This is a genomic window from Luteibacter jiangsuensis (genome assembly GCF_030812295.1).
Taxonomy (GTDB): Bacteria; Pseudomonadota; Gammaproteobacteria; order Xanthomonadales; family Rhodanobacteraceae; genus Luteibacter; species Luteibacter jiangsuensis_A.
The window spans coordinates 107,646-129,030 of record NZ_JAUSSK010000004.1; the positions used below are offsets into that span (position 1 = coordinate 107,646).

Here is a 21,385-nt window from a genome sequence, read left to right on the forward strand (position 1 = left end):
TGCCCAAGGATGCCTTGAGTACGGGGGTGCCGTGTGGAATCCTCGGCGGTGGACCGTCATGCATATGCCTCCCGCAGCCGACAGGAACCGCCGGATGAAGCTCGTACGCCGTTCGTTCGTCCCCCGCCGTATCGCCGCCATGCTCGTCGCGTGCTTCTGTCTGCCCGCCTTGGCGACCCCTCCGCTGGCGACGCTGGTATTTCGCGACGGCGGGCAGCCGGTGCTCACCATCACCGATCCGCACGGCCTCGCCCTCGTGGACGAGACCCTCGGCCTCCGCACCATGGAGGCGGATCTTACCCATGGCCTTCGACTCGTCGGTACCACGCAGCGGCAGCTCACCGAGCGCTATCGCATGACCGTCGGCAAGCGCCTGGATCGCCATGCCAATCTTTCCGAAACCCGATACGCCTTGCAGAACGGCAAGGGGCAGAAGCTCGATGTCGTCGTGCGCGTCGCCAACGACGGCGTGGCATTCCGCTACGAATTGCCAGGAACGGCGCAGGCGACGGTGACCGGCGAGGCCACCGCGTTCGCCGTGCCGCCGGCTGCGAGAGCGTGGTTGCTTCCCTATAACCCGCAGTACGAGAAAGAACGTATCGAAACCAGCGCGGGAAGTGCCGCACCGGGCGATTACGGCTACCCGTCGCTGTTCCAGGTCGGCGACAACTACGTGCTGGTCACCGAAGCCAACGCCGACGGCCGCTACGACGGCAGCCGCCTTACGCACGCGGCGAACAGCGGCACGTATGCATTGACCCTCGCCGACGCCCGCGTGGAAAGCACCGGTGTCACACCGTGGCGCACGGTGATCGCCGGCGACCTTGCCACCGTCACGGAGTCCACCCTGGTCGACGACCTCGCCGATCCGGCGCGCTTCGCCGATACCTCTTGGATTCGCCCGGGCAAGGTCGCCTGGTCGTGGCTGAGCGAACACGACAGCCCCTCGAACGCCGAACGGCAGAAAGCCTATGTGGACTTCGCCGCACGCAACCGCATCCCCTATGTGCTGGTCGACGAAGGCTGGAACGAGAGCTGGGTGCCGGGCCTGGTCCGCTATGCGAACGCGAAGCATGTCGACATCCTGCTCTGGTTCCACTGGTCGAAACTCGACACACCCGCCAAGCGCATGGCCGAACTCGCGCGGGTGAAGGGCTGGGGCGTGAAGGGAGTGAAGATCGACTTCATGGAATCCGACTCGCAGGCGCGTTATCGCTGGTACGACGACACCCTCGCCGATACGGCGAAACTGCACCTCATGGTGAACTTCCACGGCGCGACGATTCCCCATGGCCTCGCTCGTACGTGGCCGCACCTGATGACCATGGAAGGCGTGCGCGGCGCGGAGAACGATCCGCCCGCGGCTGGAAACACCATCCAGCCGTACACACGCAATGTCGTCGGTTCCATGGACTACACGCCGGTGGCATTCGATGCGGGCCGGAAGGAAGCCTCGATCGCGCACGAGTTGGCGTTGCCGATCGTCTTCGAGTCGGGCTGGACGCACCTGGCCGACATGCCGGAAGCTTACGAGCGCCGGCCGCAAGCGCTCGCCTTCCTCGACCAGGTCCCCACCGCGTGGGACGAGACGAAGCTACTCGGCGGCACGCCTGGACGGGACGCGATCTTCGCCCGCCGCAGCGGCGACCGCTGGTTCATCGGCGCGATCTCGGCCGGGCCCGCGCGCCGGCTCAGCGTGCCACTGGCATCCCTGGGCGTCGGGCCGTGGCACGCCGATATCGTTCGTGACGGCGTGGGCAGGGGCGACGTGGTCCGCTCGGCACAAAACATCACGGCCGATGGCGCGCTTTCGTTCGAGGTATCCGTGAACGGAGGTTTCGCCGCGATCCTGTGTCCGCTGGCCAAGGGACAGTTCGCGAGCGGTTGTTACCGCTAGCGCAACGTATCCCGTAACCGGCGCAGCCACCCCGCACGGTGCGGGAACGCTCGCGCAACGGGCAACCGTACGCACACATCCGTCCCGCCGTCCAGGCGCGAAGCGATCGAGACGAGCGCATCGATGGTGGCGGCGCGCTCGCGAATGCCGCGCAGACCCCAGTGGCCCTCGCGGCCGTCACGGAGCACCGCTTCGTCGATGCCGCGGCCGTCGTCGCGTACCGAAAGGAGCAGTTCGGCGTCTTCGACCCGAAGCTCCACGTCGACGCGGTTCCCCTGCGCATGGGTGAGGGCGTTGTGCACGGCTTCACGGGCGATGCCATATAGCTCGTCACGAACCAGGTCATCCAGGCCGCGCAGGTCCCCGTAGGTGGTTACGACCACAGGTACCGTGTGTTCCGCTGCATACGCCGAAGACAGGGCCCGCAACGCGACATCCAGGCGCGCCGACTCCCCGGCGTGGGCGCGCAGGTCGCGCACGCGGTCTCGCGCTTCCACCAGCGCTTCGTCGGCGCGATCCAAGGCGCGTTCCATCTCACCGCGCAGCGGCTCTTCCGGCGGCACGCGGTTGGCGATGGCCTGGAAGCGCATGGTCAATCCCTGGATGCTCTGCAACAAGGTGTCATGCAATTCCCTGGCGATGCGTTCGCGTTCCGCATGCCGCTCCTGCAAGCGCGCGCGCAGTTGCGAGGCCATGCTGCGCAGGCGCAGGAAGAAGGCCAGCCAGGCAAGAAGCACGACCGCGAGCAGACATAGCAGGAAGAACCACGGCATCTGGTAGAACGCACGCGCCACGTTGACCTCGATCGACGCGCCTTCCTCGTTGACCACGCCATCTTCGTTCGCCGCGGTGACGCGGAACACATAGTGGCCGGGCGGCGGGTCGGTATAGACGGCCTCGCGATCGTTTCCCGCATCGCGCCAGCGCGTGTCGAGGCCTTCCATGCGATAACGGAAGCGCACACGTTCGGGCACGCTCAGGCTCGTGGCCGTGAACGCGATCCGCAGCCGCTCGGTATACGCGGGCAGATCGATACGAGGGCCTGCGGGCCACGTGCCGACATCCGTGGAAAAGGAACGAATGGACACCGGTGGTGCCAAGGGGTTGCGGGGCACGTGCGCGGGATCGATGGAGACAATGCCGCTCGTGGTGGCGAACCATAGCCGGCCATCGTCCGCCACGACCGCGGTGGGTAACGGCCTGAATTGCGCGGGTGTGCCCGGCAAGCCGTCGAGGGAATCGAACAAGGTGCCCGGGGGCCGGTAGTCCGGCTCTTCCAATGCACGCGCCATGTCAGCCGTGGCTATCCGGACAACGCCCTGTGCCGCGTTGGCCCAGAAGTCGCCACGATGATCGCGGACCAGGCCGGAGACACCGCGCAGCGGATCGCCCGCCATCGCGATCATCCGCGCCCGGCCGGCGATGACGACGCCGATGCCGAGTTCGCCACCGACCCATACGGCCTCGCCGTCTTCCAGCAGCGCCGTGACATTGCCCACCGCCAATCCTTCGCCCGATCCGATCACGACGTCCCCGCCTTGCGAGCGCACGAGGATGTTGTTGCGGGCGAAGCCCATCCACAGCCGCGCACGGCGGTCGTTCATCAAGACCAGCGGAGCCGAGTCGATGGGAACGGCCGGCAGGGGATCGTGCTCCCAGCCACCTTCGGTGAAGTGGAAGATGCCGGGCCGGTTGACCGACACCCAGGCACCACCCTTGCCATCGCCCACCACCGCCTGCACCCCCGAGTAATCCGGGTAGGGCAACGGAGCGAACGGTTCGGGCTTGCCGTCATGCAGGCGCCAGAGGCCTCCAGGACCGCCGAGCCAGATGCCGTCGGCATCACGGCTGGCGGCGGTGATCGCCTCGGTCAGTGCGATGGGTTCGATGCCGTTCGCGTCGACCCGGCTGAGTGGCCGGCTCTTGGTGCCAACCCAGACGCCATGATTCTTCGCCGCTACCATGGCGAAATCCGTGGCACCGGAGGGAAGCATCGCCGGCAGCAGGCGGCTCACCCGAAAACGGTCGAGTCCCCGGCTGCCCCCCACCCAGATATTCCCTTCGCGATCCTGGATCACGCTGCTGGCGTAATCGGAACTGAGCCCGTCGCGCTCCACGAAACGCTGCGCCTCGGCACTTTCCGCACCGATCACGCGGCGCGGAAGATCGCGCACCCGGGGTACGCGGCGGATGCCATCGCCCAAGGTCGGCATCCACAAGGCGCCGTCCCGGTCGAATAGCAAGCCCGCCGACGACAATCGCAGTACGGGACCGGCTTCGGCGGGATCGGCCTCGCCCGTCCACGCCGGACGCACCCCGCCATCAGCCTCGGCCACCCAGATCGAACCGTCGGCGGCCTCGGCGATCCGGTTCACCCGGCCGACCTCGCGTGTCGCCACTTCGAAACGGTGACCACCACGCGGCAACCAGGCCAGTGCATCTTCGGTCGCCACCCAGAGGCGGCCTTCGCGATCCACGAACAGGTTGCGGGCGCGCATGCCCGGCAAGCCCATCGAAGGGCCCACCGATATCCAGCGCCCATGATCGAGGCGGACGAGACCATTGAAGGTCGCCGCCCAGATGTTGCCGTCGGGGGTACCGCCGATGGCATAAAGCGTTCCCGTGGGTAGTCCGGACGACGCCGCGTAATGCATGGCGTGGTCCCCGTCGATGAAACTCGCCACGCCATAACGGAACCCGACCCACAAGCCGCCGGATGGCGGCGCATAAAGCGAGGCCACGCTGGACGCCAGGAAGTCTCCACCCTCGCGTGGGTGGTAGCGTTCGAAACGCACGCCATCGAAACGATAGAGGCCGGTTTGCGTGCCCAACCAGAGGTAACCGTCGCGCGTCTGCGCCAACGCCGTGACCTGGCCCGGGGCGCCTTCGCGTATCGTCCATGCCGTGTGGTAGAACTGGCCGATGTCGCGATCCCGGCTATCTGCCGCCAGGGTGTCGCAGGCGAACGCCAGCCAGCCGGCAACCACCAGCCAGACCGACATCCACGCAGCGATCGCGCGTTGGAAACGCACAGGGTCGACCTCCCTCGGAACAGGCAAAGATAGCGCGTCGGCGATCCGTCAGCGCGCGACGCCCACGTCATGCAGGAACGCTACCGAATCAGCAAGTACCCGTGCGGCCGCGGGAGAGCGCTCGGGTGAGGCGAGCACGTGCGCGGCATGATCGTAGGCGACCAGCCGGCGACGCGATGGCGCAGTCCCGAGCCACGCGAACGCCTCGCGCATCGCCGCCACCGACGTGAGCGTATCGCGGTCGCCCTCGCCGCCGTCCCACATGCCGAAGAACACAGGGCAAACGATGGTGCCCAGGCGCTCCGGTCGCATCCACTCGATAAAGAGCCGCGCGATGGCGCGGTAGCCATCGGAATGGACCATCGACGACCAGTAGCGCCGCTGGAACGGCGACCTCTCCCCCGGCGGCACCACGGCACCTTGCAGCAAGAGCGCCGCGCGCAACTGCTCGGGATCGTGTACGCGGATACCGGGGGACCAGGCCACCACGGCCGCGATGGCGTCCGGGCGGCGCACTGCCAGATCGAGGGCGAGCGACGCACCCATCGACGTGCAGACGAGTACTATTTTTTCGCCCAGGCGCAGGCCGATCTCCAGCGCCGCATCAGCGTCCGCGCGCCATCGCTCTGGCGAAGCACCGGCCATGGCCCCGGGTTCGTCCGAGCCATGTCCGGTCAGGCGATTGAGGAAGAGGTGGGCCGCGCAGGCCCGGGCGATCGTACGATGTGCCGGCGCACCCTCCGCCTGGCTGGCGGTGAAGCCGTGCAGGTAGACGACCGACAGCGGCTGACGATCATGCGGCACGCCTGCGCCAAACACGATACGCGCCTCGTTGTCGGCCTTGATATCCGCTACTTGGCGCTCCCTTTGATCGATGTCGCTGGCGAGCTCATCCAGTGTCCTCACGCGTCGGCCGCCACGCCCGCCTGCTGCCGCTGGATTTCCACGAAGCGCCGTACCGACCGGCCCAGCGCATCGACCTCGGCGGAGGCCGCACGCATGTCGCCGCCGGCATCGACGATCACGGCGATGTCGTCGCATACGCGGCTGGCGCCGGGTACACCCAGGTTGCCCAGCACGTTACGCAAGGCATGGACCGCCTCGGACGCCGCGGCGATGTCGTGCGAGGCGATCGCGGCGCGAAGCGCATCCAGGTGGTGGCCGGTGGTATGGGCGCAGAGATCGACGAAGTTGGCGAACTCGTCCTGGCTGCTGAGCGCGCGCATCTCATCCAGAGGGGTACCGATGTTACCCCGCCCATCCGCCGGTGAATCGATCACCGGCTGCCAATGCCGCACGGCATGCGCGAGCTCGCGCTCCTCCGCGACGGCTTCGATCACATCGAGCAGGCGTTGCGCCGCGATCGGTTTCGTCAGGTAGGCCCGCGCGCCCGCCCTGAAGGCGATGCGCACGGCGTCATGGCTGGAATCCGCGCTGAGCATCACGATGGGCGGCACGCTGCCTGTGCGCCGGGCAACTTCGATGCGGCCAAGCACGTCCCAGCCGGAACTGCCGGGCATATGCAGATCCATGAAGATCAGGTCGACGCCTTCGCTGGCCAGGCGCGACAGGGCCTCGTCGCCGCTGGCACCGAACACGGGCTGGTGACCGGCGCGCTCCAGGATGCGTCCCACGATCTCGCGATTGGCGGCGTTGTCGTCCACCACCAGGCAGCGCAGTGGAGCGACCCTCACCCTGTGGTCGTCGAGCAGGTCCACCAGCGGCGTGTCGGCCACGCTGCGCGCCCCGGCGGCCGCCCGAGGCAAGGTGAAGCGCCAGCTGAAAACCGAGCCGCCCATGGGGTTGTCGCCCACGTCGAGGCTGCCCTGCATCTGCTCGGAGACGTTGCGCACGATGTAGAGGCCCAGCCCGACCCCCTCCTGGCGCCGGCTTTCGCCTGCACTCAGTTGGTGGAAAGGATCGAAGATCCGCTGCTTGTCGCTATCGGCGATACCGATGCCTGTATCGGTCACGGTGCAGACGATGGTCGGATCGCGGCCCGCCACGCTTTCCAGCAGTTCCACGCGCACGTCGACCGAGCCTCCCGGCGGCGTGAACTTCAGTGCATTGGAGGCGAGGTTGGACAGCACCTGCTCGATGCGCCCAGGGTCGCCCGCGAACACGCCTTCGACCGAGGCATCGCGCGACAGGCTGAAGGCGATCCGCTTCTCGGCCGCGTAGGGACGGCAAACGGCCCCCACCGTCGCCAGCACCTCGTCGAAAGCGAAGGCCTGGTGACGAAGGTTGAAACTGCCGCCGGCGAAGGACGCGACGTCCAGCACGGCGTTCACCCGATGCAGCAAGGCATTGGCGTTGGTGGAAAGCAGGGCCACCAGGCGGCGCTGGTCGTCGTTCATGGCCGAGGTGTCGAGCAGCGAAGCGGCATGTATCACCGTACCCAGCGGCGTGCGCATCTCGTGGCTCATCATCGAGATGAAGCGGTGCTGTGCCTCGCGCGAGGCGATCGCTTCCGCCGACACCTCGCGCAACGCATCCATCATGCGGTAGAGCGTCATCGGGAGCACGATCACCAGCGCCAGGGCATATAACGCATAGGCCGGACGGGCAATCCAGAAACCATCCGGCGCCACCACGGCCAGGATAGCCACCGACGCGGCGACGCTGGCGACGAAGGCCCTGCGGCTGTAACGCACGCCCAATGCCACGGAGAGGAAGGGCAACACCGGGGTCAGCGTGATGAGCAACATGAACGCCGACTTGAGCAAGACGGCAACCATGACGAAGTTGGTGACACCGCCGACGGCATCGATCGCCACGTTCTGGCGCAACGAACCCGCCCGGAGGCCAAGCATCCAGAAGGCACTGAGCACGAACAGGGCGGCCGCGACGGGAACCACGCGGTGGGCCTCGATCGCCATCGGCACGGGGCCCTGGAGCCATGCGGCGGACCAGATGACGACGAATCCGAGAACCACCGTACGCATCAGCGAGACGTGGTACTCACGGAAGCTCGCCACGATGCGATCGATACGCGGGTTACGCAACCGCTCGGCGACCTCACTGAGCATCACCGGTTCGGCGCGCTTGCCGCTACCGCCATCGATCTTCATGCTCGATTGGTCCACCTCCCCCAATAGCCGCCTAGTCTATGAACTCTGTCGCCGCTGGCAAGTGCGGCGTGGGGATTCACTTTCGTGAAAACGTTTCCAGCCGCGCTACGCGGGCTTCCGGGCGGTCGCTGTCTTCTTCGCTGGTGCACGCTTCCGGGCCGGTTTCCCCAGTTCGACCCACACCGGGGCGTGATCGCTGGCCTTGGGCTGATCCCGGACCCAGCGATCGACATTGGCATCGGCCAGCCGCTTGGCCAGATCCGGCGACAGCAGCAGGTGGTCGATACGAAGCCCCCGGTTGCGGGGCCAATGCTGCCGGAAGTAGTCCCAGAACGTGTAGATGCGCTCCTCGGGGTGAATGGTGCGCAATGCGTCCGTCCATCCCTGGGCCAGCAGCCGGGCGTATGCCTCACGACTCTCCGGCTGTAGCAGGGCGTCGCGGCGCCACCCCTTCGGGTCGTAGATGTCCTCGTCGGTGGGCACCACGTTGTAATCGCCCGCCAGCACCACCGGGTGTCCGCTGTCGAGCAACCCCTTGGCATGCCGGATGAAGCGCTCGAACCACGCCAGCTTGTATTCGAACTTCGGGCCTGGCCACGGGTTTCCATTGGGCAGATAGAGACAGCCGACCAGGACGCCGTGCGCCGCCGCCTCCAGGTAACGGCTCTGCGTGTCCTTTTCATCGCCGGGCAGCCCCCGGCGGCTTTCCACCGGGTCCACTCCCTTCGCCAGGACGGCCACTCCATTCCATGAGGCCTGGCCGGCCCAGAGCGCGCCGTACCCCGCATCGTTGATCGCCCCGATCGGAAATCCCGTGTCCACCGCCTTCAGTTCCTGGAGGCAGGCGATATCGGGCGATTCCCGCTCTAGCCACTCGATCAGGTTGGGGAGACGGGAGCGAATGCCGTTGACGTTGTAGGTCGCGATCTTCATTCGGCGGAATGTCGGTCAGGTCGGGTGGATGACGGGTGATGGCCGGCCGGGATGGACGACCGCAAGAACTTGGCACGAGATTTGCCTCGATCCAAACCCACGACCCCCATCCGGTACAGGTAGGGACTCCCCAAGGGGCCGCCGCGTAAATTTTTACGGCGCCCGCCGACACCGTGCAGGCACGTTTCCGGCAAGCTCTTTCGAACGCATAAAACTCCACAAATCCCCATGGTTACATCATTTTCTGCTGCGACGCGACAACGCGTTTGGACGGCTGGACGGCTATCCCGGTGTGTCTTTCGGCCGCTGGACAACGCAGCCGACGTGCTGTAAACCGTCGGCTTGACCCATTTGGATCGAGGCAAATGGGGAGCACAGCGATGGAGCGCGGGAGGGGTCTTCGAGACTCCATATCTCAGCGCCGGGCGGGGGCCCGGCGCCGCGGTCCCGTGCTGCCGTCTTTTTCTGGGGCATCATTTTTCGGGGAAGGCATGAAGAAGCAGTTTCTCTCTCGCAGGAGCGCACTCGCACTGGCGGTATGTACCTGCCTGGGTGGCGTTTCGAGCGTTTACGCGCAGTCCACCACCGGCGCCATCAACGGCTCCGTTCCGGCGGGTGGCAACGAAACCATCGTGATCGAAAGTGGCACCGGCTTCCGCCGCGAAGTGCCAGTGGACGAGCGTGGCCGCTATTCCATCGCGCAGTTGCCCCTGGGTACCTACGCCGTGAGCCTCGTTCGCGACGGCACCACCATCGATACCCGGAAAGACGTAGCCCTGCGTGTCGGCGCCAGCACGGACGTTTCCTTCAACGCTCCTCCGGCGACGGCAGGCAACGCCAGCGATGCCACCAGTCTCCAGGGCGTGACCGTCACCGGTACCGCATTACCCAACATCGACGTCACTTCGGTGGACTCGCGCACCGTCATCACCTCGGAGCAACTTGCAAAGCTGCCGCTGGGCCGCACGGCCGAAGCAATCGCCCGGCTGGCGCCCGGCGTGGTCAACAATGGTGGCGGCTTCACCAGCGATACCGGCCGCTCCGTCGCCAGCTTCGGCGGTGCCGCAGCCAACGAGAACGCGTATTACATCAACGGTTTCAACACCACCGACCCACTCAACGCCGTCGGCGGCCTGCAACTCCCCTACGGTGCGATCGACCAGCAAGAGGTGTACACCGGCGGCTATAGCGCACAGTATGGCCGCTCCGATGGCGGCGTGATCAGCCAGGTCGGTAAACGCGGCACCAATGAGTGGCATTTCGGTGCCCAGCTTCTCTGGGAGCCCGCCTGGGCGCGCGCCAGCAACGACGACCTGCACTACGCACGCGTACCCTCATCGGCCCCAGCGGGAAATCTTTACCAGCCGAAGAGCCAGAACGATCGCTGGACCACCACGGTCAGTGCGTACGCCGGCGGCCCGCTGATCAAGGACAAGCTGTTCTTCTTCGTGGCGGGCGAATTCGAGAAACAGGGCCAACGTAACGTCAACTCCGTCGGCAGCAACACGCCTTCATCGACCAACGACTATAAGTCGCCTCGCTGGTACGCCAAGCTCGACTGGAACATCAACGACAGCAACATCCTCGAGCTGACCAGTGCGGGCGACAAGCGCGAAGGTTCGGGCACGCGTTACAACTACGATTATGTCAACCTCAACCGCACCAGCACCATCGGTCCAGTGGACGACACCAAGACCGGTGGCGACCTGTGGGTGGCCAAGTACACGAGCTACATCACCGACAACCTGACGGTGAGCGCCATGTACGGCAAGATGAACACGAAGAACTACGACCAGCCGGGCAACTATGATCCCACCCTGGTGCGCGTCGACAGTTCGCAGAATCAGAATCCGGCGCTCAACGGCGGCTCCGCGATTCGCAACAACCAGGTCGACGATATCAGCGCGCCAGGCCGTGGCAACAAGGCTACCAATTTCCGCTTCGACGTCGCCTACACGCTGGGCGACCACACGATTTCCGTGGGTATCGACAACGTGAAGTCGAAGGCCGTGGAATTCGGCACGCACAGCCCCGGCCCAGGCTACACCTGGAACTACGGACAGCAAGACGATCCGACGCAGCCGATCTCGGATGCGCCCGGCATCAACTTCGTTCCCGGCACCGCCGGCTTCGCGAACGGCGCGGACGGCTATTACGTCAGCCGTAACGTCGTGGACAACCTGGTCAATGTCCGGTCGGACCAGAAAGCGCAGTACATCGAGGACAAATGGCAGGTAAGCGATACCTGGCTGCTCTCCATCGGCCTGCGCAACGACCAGTTCACCGATTACAACCAGTTCGGCCAGGAATTCATCACACAGACCAAGCCGCAGTGGGCGCCACGCCTGGGCGCATCGTGGGACGTCAACGGCGACGGTTCGTTCAAGGTATTCGCCAATGCCGGCCGCTATTACCTGGGCCTGCCACTCAACCCTGCCACGGGCGCGGCTGCCGGGTATACCTCCACCCAGCAGTACTACACGTATTCGGGCATCGATTCGACTGGCGCGCCCACGGGGCTCACCCAGATCAGCGCCCCCGTATCGGCAAACAATTCGTATGGCATACCGCCCGACCCGCGCACCGTCGCCGGCAAGAACCTGAAGGCGGAGCACCAGGATGAATTCATCCTCGGCTTCGACAAGTCCTTCGGCGATCACTGGGTGTACGGTGCCAAGGCCACCCAGCGCATCCTGCGCAGCGCCATCGACGACTTCTGCGACGTCGCGCTCGTGACCGACAAGGCGGAGGCACTTGGATACACCGTCGGCTCGACCAACAGTTGCTACCTGGTCAATGGCGGCGCGTCCAACACCTTCACACTGCTCGACCCGAACGGCAACGCGTTCGAAGTACCGCTCAGCCGCAAGGAAATCGGTTTCCCCGCGCTGAAGCGTCGCTACTACAGCCTCGAGACATTCATCGAGCACAGCTTCGACGGCGTGTGGTACGGCAAGCTCGACTACGTGTTCTCGCGCAGCTACGGCAATACCGAGGGCCAGGCACGCACCGACACCCGCCAGAGCGGCGCGGCCGGCAGCGTCGACTGGGACAACAAGTACGTCATGGAGTATTCGAACGGTCCGCAGGGCAACGACCACACGCACGTCGTCAAAGCGTACGGTTACTGGCAGTTCCTGCCGGAATGGCAGCTGTCGGGCAACCTGCAGGCCATTTCCGGAGCCCCCGAAGTCTGTACCGGCTACTACGGCCCGAACCACACCGATCCGGTGTCTTACGGCAGTTCGTACCGCTGGTGTAATGGACAGCCCTCGCCCCCGGGTAGCCATGGCCGCCTGCCCTGGACATTCCAGCTCGATCTCGGCGTGACCTATCGTCCATCCTGGGGTGGCCAGAAGCTTGCCTTCTCGGCCAACGTCTTCAATGTGCTGAACCAGCAGCGGGCGACGTTCCGTTACCCGGCCAGCGAAGGTCCGGCGAACACGCTCAACACGATCTATCGCGTACCGCTCTACACCCAGGATCCGCGCTACGGCCGCCTCGCGGTGACCTACGACTTCTAAGCGAAGAAACCCAGATCCCTGTGTGACACTTGCGCCCCTCTACGGAAACCGGACTCTCCCCTGCCGGTTTCCGTAGACCGGGCGCCCTTTTTTTTATTGTCGAGCCTCGCCCGAGGCCGCGACCACCATTTCGATGTAACCGAGGATCTCGCTCACCGGGATCTCGAAGATGCCCGCGTCACCGTTGTCGTAAGCCTGGCGCCAGACGGCGTATCCATCGCGCCAGCTTTCGTCCGCATCGGCCTCGCCTGCCAACGCGAGCAGGCTCGCATCGAGCGTGGCCCGGGATACGGCGGCGTGGTTCATGGCCCGCTGCATGCCTCCCGGCAACCGGTGGTTGCGCAGCTTCACGTCCAGGATCGAGACGTGGAAAACCTCGCCGTCTTCCGGCTCATGGTCGATGTGGCGAATCGCCACGCGCGACGCCTCCTCGCCGGGGCGGGTGCGGTAGGTCCAGGACTGGCCCGCGACATAGTCGGGTTTGGGCACCGGGTGTTCTCCTGCTGGACGGCCCCGCATCTTAGACCAGGGCGCGTTCAGGCGCCCGCAGGGCGGACCCCGCCGGTTTGATTTAAACTTACGCTCCATGGGCGCGCACCTACGCGGGTGCGACGCCATGCGCGAGGCAGCGCGGTCCACGGGACCGCTTCCCCAGCCGATCCCCAGGCTACGCGCACGGCGCGATGGCCCGTCCCTTTCGTTTTTCGAGGTTCAAGCAACCATGGTGGCACTGGCGACCGAGCACGTCATCGACGTGCACCACTGGAATGACAGTCTTTTCAGTTTCCGTACCACCCGCGATCCAGGGTTCCGGTTCGAGAGCGGGCACTTCGTGATGATCGGGCTGGAGGTCGACGGGCGGCCCTTGATGCGCGCCTACTCGATCGCGAGCGCGCACTACGAAGAGCACCTGGAGTTCTTCAGCATCAAGGTACAGAACGGCCCGCTCACGTCCCGGCTTCAGCACCTCAAGCCCGGCGATCCCATCATCGTCAGCCGCAAGCCCACCGGCACCCTGGTCCTCAACGACCTCAAACCGGGCAAGCGGCTGTACCTGCTGGGCACCGGCACCGGCCTGGCCCCCTTCCTCTCGATCATCCGCGACCCGGAAACCTACGAGCGCTTCGACAAGGTGGTGCTGGCCCACGGCGTCCGCCACGTGGACGATCTCGCCTACTCCGGCTACATCGAGAACGAGCTGCCGAACCACGAGTACCTGGGCGACCTGGTGCGCGAGAAGCTCGTCTACTACCCCACGGTGACCCGCGAGGAATTCCGCAATCGTGGCCGCATCACGGACGCCATCGCCGACGGGGAACTGGCGCGCACCACCGGCCTGCCCCAGCTGAATCACGCGGAGGATCGCGTGATGCTCTGTGGCAGTCCGTCGATGCTCGAGGACATCTGCGTCCTGCTGGACGGCGAGGGCTTCCAGGCGTCGCCGCGCACGCGCGAGCCGGGCGACTACGTGATCGAGCGGGCGTTCGTCGAGAAATAAGGGCGCGAGGCACCCTCAACGGCGAATGCGGCCCTGCCCTTCGTTATCCCAATAACCGAAGATCCGCCGCGCGATCAGCTTGTACAGGCGCTTCCCGGTGGCGCGCCACAGCCGCGAATGCGCCGCCGGGCGAGCGAGTATCGCGCGCTGCCGCGCCGAAAGACGCTCCGCCGCATAGGTGCGCTTGTGCTTGAGCAAGTGGCGCAGGTCTTCGCGGGCCAGCAGGCGGAACAGCGCGCCGCGCCGGCCCCGGGTCCAGGCGATCTGGAAATCCACCAGGCCCGGTGAACCGTCCTCGCGGACGAGCCAGTTCGGCTCCTTGGCCAGGTCGTTATGGACGATGCCGCGCCGGTGCAGCACGGCAAGCAGGCGCAACGCATCGCGGTAATACGCCGCACCGAGCGGCTTGCCCAGCTGCATCGGCTGGCCCGCCATGTAGCTGCGCTCCAGCACGCGGCCGTCCCACGCGAGCAGGCGTGGCACGCCGTCGATGCCATCCAGCCGGGCCAATGCACGCGCCTCGCGAGCGGCGGCGCGGCGGGCGAACCAGCGGGCCCACCAGCGGGCGGCGCCGATGTCACGACGGATCAGCAACACGCCATCGCGCTCCACGCGTTCGATGCGGCCAAGCTCGTCGGCCTTGAGCAGGGTGACGGACTCCGTCATCGCGGTATGCACGCTGGTCCTTCGGTTCGTTGACGCGCTCTCCGCTAAAGGGGAGCTACGGTAAGATGCGATCCTCGCAGGGAGAGACGCAACATGCTGGTGCGACACATCCTGTCGCTGGTCTTCGCCACGGCCGGGCTCGTGGCCTGCCGTGACGGCGCCGACCGGACGAACGATGGGGATACGCCACCGCCCGCAAAGACGGACGTGGCCAAGGATACCCAATCCGGAAGGGAGGGCCTGTATACGATGGAACTCAAGCTCCCGGACTTGCCGCCCAAGGCGGCACCGCTGCGTGGCGCCATCGACCGCTATGTGGAGCGGCAAAAAGAGTCTTTCCTCGCCAGCCTCGATGCACCCGGCGCCACGGCCCGCGCGCGCGAACTGCCGTGGGACCTGAACCTGGACATCGCCGTGGCCGCCCGCACCGACCGTTTCATCAACGTGCAGGTCGATGGCTCGGCCTTCACCGGTGGCGCCCATCCCGCGCCCATCGTCGACAGTTTCACCTATGACCTCGACGACCAGCGGGTCGTGGGAATAAACGACCTTTTCGACGATCCGCATGCCGCCGAGAGTGCCTTCGCGGCCGAAGCGCGCCGGCAATTGCTCACGGCACTGGACGACCAGGACGAGCCGCTCGCCTCCGACAGCGCGCAAATCGATGAAGGCACGGCGCCGGGCAAGGACCACTTCCGGGTGTTCAGTCTGCTCACCGGGCCGGACGACAAGGTGCATGGCCTCACCTTCATCTTTCCGCCTTACCAGGTGGCTTCCTACGCCGCCGGGCCCCAGGCCGTCGATGTGCCTAGCGAGTCATTTTCGGCCTACCTGAAGCCGGAGTACCGAGAGGCCTTCCGTTGATGGAGGCCGCCCTTTACCTGCTTGCCGCCGCGTTGATCGTGGGTGGCGTGGCAGGCGCGATTCTGCCGGTGCTGCCTGGCATCCCCATGATTTTCGGCGGCATCTGGCTGGCGGCCGCCGTGGACGAATACCGCCACCTCGGTTGGGGTTGGCTGGTGGCGATCGGCATCGTCGGCGCGGTCGGCGTCGCGCTCGATTTCGTCTCGGCGTCGCTCGGCGCGAAACGGATCGGCGCCAGCCCGCGCGCCTTGTGGGGCGCGGGCATCGGGACCACGGCGGGTATGTTCTTCGGCATCCCCGGCCTGTTGATCGGCCCCTTCGCCGGTGCGGTGATCGGCGAGTTATGGTCGGGGACCAGCATCCTCCGCTCGGCCCACGTGGGCATCGGCACCTGGATCGGCATGCTGGTGGGCATCCTTGCCAAGGTGGTGATCTCCTTCCTCATGATCGGCATGGCCGGGCTCGCACTGCTCTTCAGCTGATCGGCCATCAGGCACATTGGCGCGCGCCGTCCGCAGAAGCTAGTCTCGCCGGACTTCACTGGGGAGATACGCATGTTCCGACGACTCATCCTCGCCACTGCCGTGACTTTCGCCATCGGCGGCCTGCACGCGGAAACGGCACAACCCGCCTGGATCGCCCGCAGCAACGCGGATGCACAGGCACTGCTCGACGTCACCGCCCGCTTCAGTCCCGAATCCGCCACCGACATCGGCCTGAAGGGATTCGACGAGAAAACGGTGGACCTCGGCCCCGATGTCGACCAGCGCCAGCGCGCCGCACTGGTCGACGTGCGCGGCAAAGTGAGCAAGCGCCTCGCCGAGGAGAAGGACCCCAATGTGAAGCAGGATCTTCAGATTCTGCTCAAGCAGATCGACGGCAACATCAAGGGCATCGATCTCAACGACAAGTACCTCCTGCCATGGTTCGATGCCGGGCAGATCGTTTTCAGTGGTGAGTTCTCCTTGCTCAACGCTGAAAGCACGCCGGAACAGAACAAGGCCGCTCTCGGACGCCTGAAGTGCTACGTCGGCATGACGGCCGGCTGCACGGCCCTGGTCGACCAGGCACGCGCCCGCACCACGGAAAAACTGGGTGACAAGGCCCTGCTAGGCCCCGTGAAGGCCGACGTCGAGCAGAAGCTAGGCAATACGCAACGGTATGTCGACGGCATCCGCAAGCTGTTCGCCGAGAAGAAGATCGCCGGCTCCGACGAGGCGATGGCAAAGCTCGACCAGCAATTGAAGGATTACAACGCCTGGGTGAAAAAGGTCGTGCTTCCGCATGCGCGCACCGACTTCCGCCTTCCGGAGCCGCTGTACGCCTATAACCTCGAACAGGTCGGCCTCGATATCTCGCCACACGACCTCATCGACCGCGCGCAGCTGGAGTTCATGGAAACGACCTACGCGCTGCAGATGCTCGCGCCCGTCGTCGCGAAGGCGGAAGGCCTGCCCAACGGCGATTACCGCGATGTGCTCAAGGCGTTGAAGAAGAAGCAGCTGGCAAAGGACAAGGTCGAGCCGACGTATCACGACGTCATCGGCAAGATCGAAGAGACCATCCGCCAGCAGCGCATCGTCGAACTGCCGAAGCGCCAGATGGCCATGCGCCTCGCTTCCGAAGCCGAGAACGCGCGTACCCCGGCGCCGCATATGGACCCGCCGCCCTTCGTCGGCAACACCGGTCAACGCGGCACCTTCGTGCTCACCACGGGCAATCCGCCGGCCGACGGCGACAAGACGCAGATGTACGACGACTTCACCTTCGAAGCCGCGGCATGGACGCTGACCGCGCACGAAGGCCGCCCCGGCCATGAACTGCAATTCGCGGCGATGGTCGAGCAAGGCGTGTCGTTGACCCGTAGCCTGTTCGCCTTCAACAGCGTGAACGTGGAAGGCTGGGCTCTTTACGCCGAAGCGGAAATGGTGCCGTACGAGCCACCCGCCGGACAATTCATCGCGTTGCAGTTCCGTCTGTTGCGCGCGGCGCGCGCCTTCCTCGACCCGATGCTCAACCTGGGCATGATCGATCGCGACCGGGCGCACGAGATCCTGGTGCACGACGTGGGATTGTCCGAGCCCATGGCGCGGCAGGAACTCGATCGCTACACGCTCAACTCACCGGGCCAGGCCACCGCGTATTTCTATGGTTACACGCGCATCCTGCAGTTGCGCGCGGAAACGCAGACCAAGCTTGGCGATCGCTTCGACCGCAAGGCGTTCAACGATTTCCTGATCGCCCAGGGCCTGTTGCCACCGGACCTGCTGGCCGAAGCCGTGCGCACGCGCTTCATTCCGGAGCAGGAGAAGAAGGCGAAGAAGAGCTAAACCTTCGAGCCTGTGTGGGAGCCGGTCCGGCAAGCATCGCCGACAAGGTCGGCTCCCACACAAACCTGAAGTAGCCCTCGCGCGGAAAGCAGTTTCCACACGTACGTGGCGATCAACCCTGCGACGGCGCACCGGGAATCACATAGAACAACACCGCCAGGTAATGCAGGACGCTGCCGGCGAGCACGAAGAAATGCCAGATGGCGTGGTGATACGGCAGCTTCCGCGCCATGTAGAACGGTACGCCGGCGGTATAGGCAAGGCCACCGCCGAACAGCAGTAGTAGTCCACCCGCCTGTACGTTGTCACGCAACGGCTCGATCGCCACCACCGCCACCCAGCCCATAGCGACGTACATCACCACCGCCGCCTTCCGATACCGCTTCAGCAGTCCGAGCTCCGCCGCGCTACCAATGATCGCCAGGGCCCAGATCGTGCCGAACAAGCCCCATCCCCACGCACCCGGCAGGGCGAGCAAGGTGAACGGCGTATAGGTGCCGGCGATGAGCAAGAAGATAGCGATGTGGTCGAGCGTGCGCAGGACGCGCTTGGCCATGTCGCCCGGAATCGAGTGATAGAGCGTCGACGCGGTGTAGAGCAGGATAAGGGTGGTGCCGAATACCGAACTCGCCACCACCGCGCGCGCGCCGCCATACATGGCGGAAAAAGCCACCAGCACGGCGAGGCCCGCGATGCTCAAGACAAGCCCGATGCCGTGGATCACGCTGCTGGCCACTTCCTCGGCATAGGGATAGCGGGGTTGTGCGCTGTCGATAACCATGGATGTTCCGCTGATGTGGTCTGTGCCGGTCGAGGGTAACCCATGCGACACCCCGGTAGAGGCGCAGCGGTCATTGACCGCAGCACGCTCCCCGTTGTTCCATGGGCCATGACCCACGAACTGCTCGTGCACATCGGCCGGCTACCCCCTCAGGGCGCGGGCTTGCGCGCCGCGCTGGCCATGGCCTCGCGGCTCGGTGCCCGCCTGGATGCCCTGCACGTGGTGGACCTCCCGGCGGCGGCGTTCACCGTGCCCGAGGCCGTGCCCATGCAACTGGACGCCGTGCGTCAACGGTCGACGGACGCACGGGCGGTGGCCGGAGACTGGGCCGCCCTGCTCGCCTCGCACCACCTCCACGGCAACTGGCGTGTCGGCAATGGGGATACGGTCACCCTGCTCGCGCATGCCTCGGCGGGGTACGACCTCATCGTCATGGAGCGCTCGTCCACGATGCGCGGCGACGCGCCGGTAGGCTTCGGCGTCGTCTCGCGAACCGTCTTCGCATCCAGCCGCGGCGTCCTCGTGGTGCCGGAAGCATCGCCGGTCGCGACCCTTGGCGAGCATGTGCTCGTGGCATGGAGTGGCAGCCGGGAGTCCGCGCTGGCCGTACGCTCTTCACTTCCGCTGCTACGCAAGGCAACGAGGGTGACCGTCATCGACGGCAGCCGCGATGAAGACGTGGGCACATGCGCCCTGCCCGATACCGATATCTGCGGCTGGCTGGAAACGCATGGGGTGAAGGCGGAGGTGCGGCGGCTCGACGAGGCGGCACTTGCCGCTCCCGGGCCCGCCTTGCTGGACATCGCCCACGCGGAACATGCCGACCTCATCGTCATGGGAGCCTGGGGCCGCTCGCGACTATCCGAGATGGTGCTTGGTGGAACCACCCGCTTCCTTTTCATGCAATCGGACGTGCCGATGCTCGTCGCGCACTAGCCGGTATACCGGTCACCGCTGACGGAATGGCCGTCCGGACGGCCCTATTGCAAATGCTTTCGAAGCCAGCCTAACCTGACACCGGACCTGAACACGATCCCCGCCGGTCCCCACCGGCCGTGTTCCCGACCGCGCATCACCTTCCCCCACGTTGCAGGAGGTGGCTCATGTCGTTCGCTCGTCCCCCATTCCCCGCCGGAGTGCATCCGGATACCGTCCGTATCGTGGCCATGAGTGCAGCGATCGCCCTCAATGCCGCCGCGCTGATCGCCGTGATGCGGCCGATGGTAGCGACGATATCGTTCGCGCCCTTGCCGGCGCCGTCGATTCGTCTTATCGATCATCCCGCGGAACCGAAGGTCGTTCCCCCGCCGCCGATCGACCTGAAGCCCTTGCCCGTGAAGCGGATGGAACCACGTCACGCCGTCCGGCCGGTGCAGGTGCCGCCGCCTGCAGTACAAGCCGTCCCGACCGACGACGGCAGCGCACCTGTGGCCCCGCCCACCACGCCCTCCGCCACGGTGGAGGCCACCCTGGCCTACGTGTCGGCACCGGCGCCCGCCTATCCCCGCGTGGCGAAGGCCGCCCACATGCAGGGAACCGTGACGCTGCGCGTACTGGTGGATGAAACGGGAAAGCCCGCCGAAGTCATCGTGGAGAGCAGCAGCGGCCATCCCGTACTCGACAACGCGGCACGCGATCAGGTCCTGGCCCGCTGGCGCTTCCAGCCGGCACAGGCGAACGGTCAGCCGGTCCGCGCCTGGGCGCGAATCCCGGTGACCTTCGACCTGCGCGATATCTAGGGTTGCTCAGCGGGGCATCACCACGACGTCCGGCTTGCGCGTGGCCCGGGCGATCGCCCATACGATCAGGGCCAGCAGGGCCACCGGCAGAAGGACGGGCAGCAAGGCCAACGCGACCACAGGGGCCATGGCCAGCATCACCACGCCGCCGATCACGGCGCCGAGAATGCCGCCGACGATGCTGAACACGCCACCGATGATGCCGAAAATCACCTTCAGGACGATCCCGACGAAAGCGAAGACCAGCCAGAAGGCGACGGCAAGGACGACGAGCGAGGTGAGGACGATCATGGCGTTGCTCTCCGAGGACAGGTGGCCGCCCACGGGGCGGTCAGGGCTTCGATGCGGCCTGCGGGAAAAGAGTTTAAGGGAGGCTTGAAAGACGGAGGTTACGACGGTTTAACGGCCCACATGCTCCACTCCCCGCCAGTTGATCTAGCGGGGCGACCCTTCCATGGGTAGGCGTTCTTCCATCATCAGGACCTTGCGGGACATCGCTTTCGACCTCTCGGATGCCGAGCATCCGGACCTCGCCTCGATGGGGCGGGAGATCGGAAGCGCCCTGCACGGCCGCAGCACCGACCTCGCCACCATGCTGGGTCCCTTGCGCGAGCGCCGGCGTGGCTTCGAACGCTGGATACTCGCCGAGCGCACACGTCCACCGGTCAGCATGCTGGTCCTGGCCTGGCCTCCGGGCTACGCCACGCCGGTGCACGACCATGGCGGTCTGTGGGGCCTGGAGGCCACCATCGCCGGGGCGCTCGAAGTCGAATCCTTCATCAAGGACGACGTCGACCACTCATTGCGCAGCAGCGGCCGCACCTGGCTCGGCCCAGGCGACGCCACCTGGTTCGACGCCACGGAAAGCCACACGCACCGCTGCCGCAATTTGTCGCGGCACGACACGGCGCTCACGCTTCACGTGTACGGTGGCGATCTGGCACAGTACCTCGCGTACGAGCAGCCCGGTCCCTCCGGACACTGGATCGCACGGCCGAGGCAATCGATCATCGCGGGACGCCTGACGGCCTGACGGTCTCACGGCCCTCC

17 protein-coding genes are annotated in these 21,385 nt (G+C 65.9%); 9 read left to right on the forward strand and 8 right to left on the reverse strand.

Annotated elements, in window-relative coordinates:
• Positions 1-94: 94 nt before the first annotated feature.
• Positions 95-1,897 carry a glycoside hydrolase family 97 protein gene (locus J2T07_RS14375; RefSeq protein WP_306850799.1) on the forward strand — a complete coding sequence of 601 codons (1,803 nt, stop codon included), beginning with the start codon at positions 95-97 and terminating at the stop codon, positions 1,895-1,897.
• On the opposite strand, the gene J2T07_RS14380 is transcribed toward J2T07_RS14375, so the two are convergent.
• From J2T07_RS14380 to xth, 4 genes are all read right to left on the reverse strand, one after another.
• The gene (locus tag J2T07_RS14380) at positions 1,894-4,929 is read right to left on the reverse strand and encodes a sensor histidine kinase (protein ID WP_306850800.1); all 3,036 of its coding nucleotides are present in this window, start codon (positions 4,927-4,929) and stop codon (positions 1,894-1,896) included. The two genes, J2T07_RS14375 and J2T07_RS14380, sit on opposite strands and share 4 nt — an antisense overlap.
• A gap of 48 nt (positions 4,930-4,977) precedes the next feature.
• Entirely contained in the window at positions 4,978-5,835 is an 858-nt protein-coding gene (locus tag J2T07_RS14385) for an alpha/beta hydrolase (RefSeq protein ID WP_306850801.1), read from the reverse strand.
• Positions 5,832-8,000: a hybrid sensor histidine kinase/response regulator gene (locus J2T07_RS14390; RefSeq protein ID WP_306850802.1), complete on the reverse strand. Its 2,169-nt coding sequence runs from the start codon at positions 7,998-8,000 to the stop codon at positions 5,832-5,834. The genes J2T07_RS14385 and J2T07_RS14390 overlap by 4 nt, the downstream gene beginning before the upstream one ends.
• A gap of 105 nt (positions 8,001-8,105) precedes the next feature.
• Positions 8,106-8,933 (reverse strand): exodeoxyribonuclease III, encoded by an 828-nt coding sequence (gene xth, locus J2T07_RS14395; RefSeq protein WP_306850803.1) that lies wholly within the window; start codon positions 8,931-8,933, stop codon positions 8,106-8,108.
• Positions 8,934-9,424: 491 nt separating this feature from the next.
• Between xth and J2T07_RS14400 the strand changes: the two genes are divergently transcribed.
• A complete protein-coding gene (locus J2T07_RS14400) occupies positions 9,425-12,457 on the forward strand; it encodes a TonB-dependent receptor plug domain-containing protein (RefSeq protein ID WP_306850804.1) in 3,033 nt (1,010 codons plus the stop codon).
• Positions 12,458-12,550: 93 nt separating this feature from the next.
• Here J2T07_RS14400 and J2T07_RS14405 read toward each other — a convergent pair whose 3' ends face one another.
• Positions 12,551-12,946, reverse strand: coding sequence for a hypothetical protein (locus J2T07_RS14405; RefSeq protein ID WP_306850805.1), 396 nt, complete (start codon positions 12,944-12,946; stop codon positions 12,551-12,553).
• A 232-nt stretch (positions 12,947-13,178) separates the two neighbouring features.
• Here J2T07_RS14405 and J2T07_RS14410 point away from each other — a divergent pair, with 232 nt between their 5' ends.
• The gene (locus tag J2T07_RS14410; RefSeq protein ID WP_306850806.1) at positions 13,179-13,955 is read left to right on the forward strand and encodes a ferredoxin--NADP reductase; all 777 of its coding nucleotides are present in this window, start codon (positions 13,179-13,181) and stop codon (positions 13,953-13,955) included.
• A gap of 15 nt (positions 13,956-13,970) precedes the next feature.
• Here J2T07_RS14410 and J2T07_RS14415 read toward each other — a convergent pair whose 3' ends face one another.
• Positions 13,971-14,621, reverse strand: coding sequence for a serine/threonine protein kinase (locus tag J2T07_RS14415; RefSeq protein WP_306851236.1), 651 nt, complete (start codon positions 14,619-14,621; stop codon positions 13,971-13,973).
• Between the two features lie 93 nt (positions 14,622-14,714).
• Here J2T07_RS14415 and J2T07_RS14420 point away from each other — a divergent pair, with 93 nt between their 5' ends.
• The 3 genes from J2T07_RS14420 to J2T07_RS14430 all read left to right on the forward strand — a co-directional run bounded on the left by J2T07_RS14420 (position 14,715) and on the right by J2T07_RS14430 (position 17,815).
• Positions 14,715-15,485, forward strand: coding sequence for a DUF3298 and DUF4163 domain-containing protein (locus J2T07_RS14420; RefSeq protein ID WP_306850807.1), 771 nt, complete (start codon positions 14,715-14,717; stop codon positions 15,483-15,485).
• On the forward strand, positions 15,485-15,967 hold the full coding sequence (locus J2T07_RS14425) for a DUF456 domain-containing protein (RefSeq protein ID WP_306850808.1): 483 nt from the start codon (positions 15,485-15,487) through the stop codon (positions 15,965-15,967). The genes J2T07_RS14420 and J2T07_RS14425 overlap by 1 nt, the downstream gene beginning before the upstream one ends.
• A 72-nt stretch (positions 15,968-16,039) precedes the next feature.
• Positions 16,040-17,815 carry a DUF885 domain-containing protein gene (locus J2T07_RS14430; RefSeq protein ID WP_306850809.1) on the forward strand — a complete coding sequence of 592 codons (1,776 nt, stop codon included), beginning with the start codon at positions 16,040-16,042 and terminating at the stop codon, positions 17,813-17,815.
• Positions 17,816-17,927: 112 nt separating this feature from the next.
• Here the strand turns inward: J2T07_RS14430 and trhA are convergent, their stop codons facing one another.
• Complete coding sequence (gene trhA / locus J2T07_RS14435; RefSeq protein WP_306850810.1) at positions 17,928-18,596, reverse strand: PAQR family membrane homeostasis protein TrhA; 669 nt, start codon at positions 18,594-18,596, stop codon at positions 17,928-17,930.
• Between the two features lie 108 nt (positions 18,597-18,704).
• On the opposite strand from trhA, the gene J2T07_RS14440 reads away from it, so the two are divergent.
• Both J2T07_RS14440 and J2T07_RS14445 read left to right on the forward strand, forming a co-directional pair.
• Complete coding sequence (locus J2T07_RS14440) at positions 18,705-19,532, forward strand: universal stress protein (RefSeq protein ID WP_306850811.1); 828 nt, start codon at positions 18,705-18,707, stop codon at positions 19,530-19,532.
• A 167-nt stretch (positions 19,533-19,699) separates the two neighbouring features.
• A complete protein-coding gene (locus tag J2T07_RS14445) occupies positions 19,700-20,335 on the forward strand; it encodes an energy transducer TonB (protein WP_306850812.1) in 636 nt (211 codons plus the stop codon).
• 6 nt (positions 20,336-20,341) lie between these two features.
• Here J2T07_RS14445 and J2T07_RS14450 read toward each other — a convergent pair whose 3' ends face one another.
• A complete protein-coding gene (locus J2T07_RS14450) occupies positions 20,342-20,626 on the reverse strand; it encodes a hypothetical protein (RefSeq protein ID WP_306850813.1) in 285 nt (94 codons plus the stop codon).
• Positions 20,627-20,789: 163 nt separating this feature from the next.
• On the opposite strand from J2T07_RS14450, the gene J2T07_RS14455 reads away from it, so the two are divergent.
• Positions 20,790-21,368, forward strand: coding sequence for a cysteine dioxygenase (locus J2T07_RS14455; RefSeq protein ID WP_306850814.1), 579 nt, complete (start codon positions 20,790-20,792; stop codon positions 21,366-21,368).
• Positions 21,369-21,385 lie beyond the last annotated feature (17 nt).

Coding starts and splice junctions, on each gene's coding strand:
- J2T07_RS14430 (WP_306850809.1), top strand. CDS start 16,040: ATGTTCCGACGACTCATCCTCGCCACTGCCGTGACTTTCGCCATCGGC.
- J2T07_RS14420 (WP_306850807.1), top strand. CDS start 14,715: ATGCTGGTGCGACACATCCTGTCGCTGGTCTTCGCCACGGCCGGGCTC.
- J2T07_RS14390 (WP_306850802.1), bottom strand. CDS start 8,000: ATGAAGATCGATGGCGGTAGCGGCAAGCGCGCCGAACCGGTGATGCTC.
- J2T07_RS14455 (WP_306850814.1), top strand. CDS start 20,790: ATGGGTAGGCGTTCTTCCATCATCAGGACCTTGCGGGACATCGCTTTC.
- trhA (WP_306850810.1), bottom strand. CDS start 18,596: ATGGTTATCGACAGCGCACAACCCCGCTATCCCTATGCCGAGGAAGTG.
- J2T07_RS14425 (WP_306850808.1), top strand. CDS start 15,485: ATGGAGGCCGCCCTTTACCTGCTTGCCGCCGCGTTGATCGTGGGTGGC.
- J2T07_RS14445 (WP_306850812.1), top strand. CDS start 19,700: ATGTCGTTCGCTCGTCCCCCATTCCCCGCCGGAGTGCATCCGGATACC.
- J2T07_RS14450 (WP_306850813.1), bottom strand. CDS start 20,626: ATGATCGTCCTCACCTCGCTCGTCGTCCTTGCCGTCGCCTTCTGGCTG.
- J2T07_RS14415 (WP_306851236.1), bottom strand. CDS start 14,621: ATGACGGAGTCCGTCACCCTGCTCAAGGCCGACGAGCTTGGCCGCATC.
- J2T07_RS14400 (WP_306850804.1), top strand. CDS start 9,425: ATGAAGAAGCAGTTTCTCTCTCGCAGGAGCGCACTCGCACTGGCGGTA.
- J2T07_RS14375 (WP_306850799.1), top strand. CDS start 95: ATGAAGCTCGTACGCCGTTCGTTCGTCCCCCGCCGTATCGCCGCCATG.
- xth (WP_306850803.1), bottom strand. CDS start 8,933: ATGAAGATCGCGACCTACAACGTCAACGGCATTCGCTCCCGTCTCCCC.
- J2T07_RS14440 (WP_306850811.1), top strand. CDS start 18,705: ATGACCCACGAACTGCTCGTGCACATCGGCCGGCTACCCCCTCAGGGC.
- J2T07_RS14410 (WP_306850806.1), top strand. CDS start 13,179: ATGGTGGCACTGGCGACCGAGCACGTCATCGACGTGCACCACTGGAAT.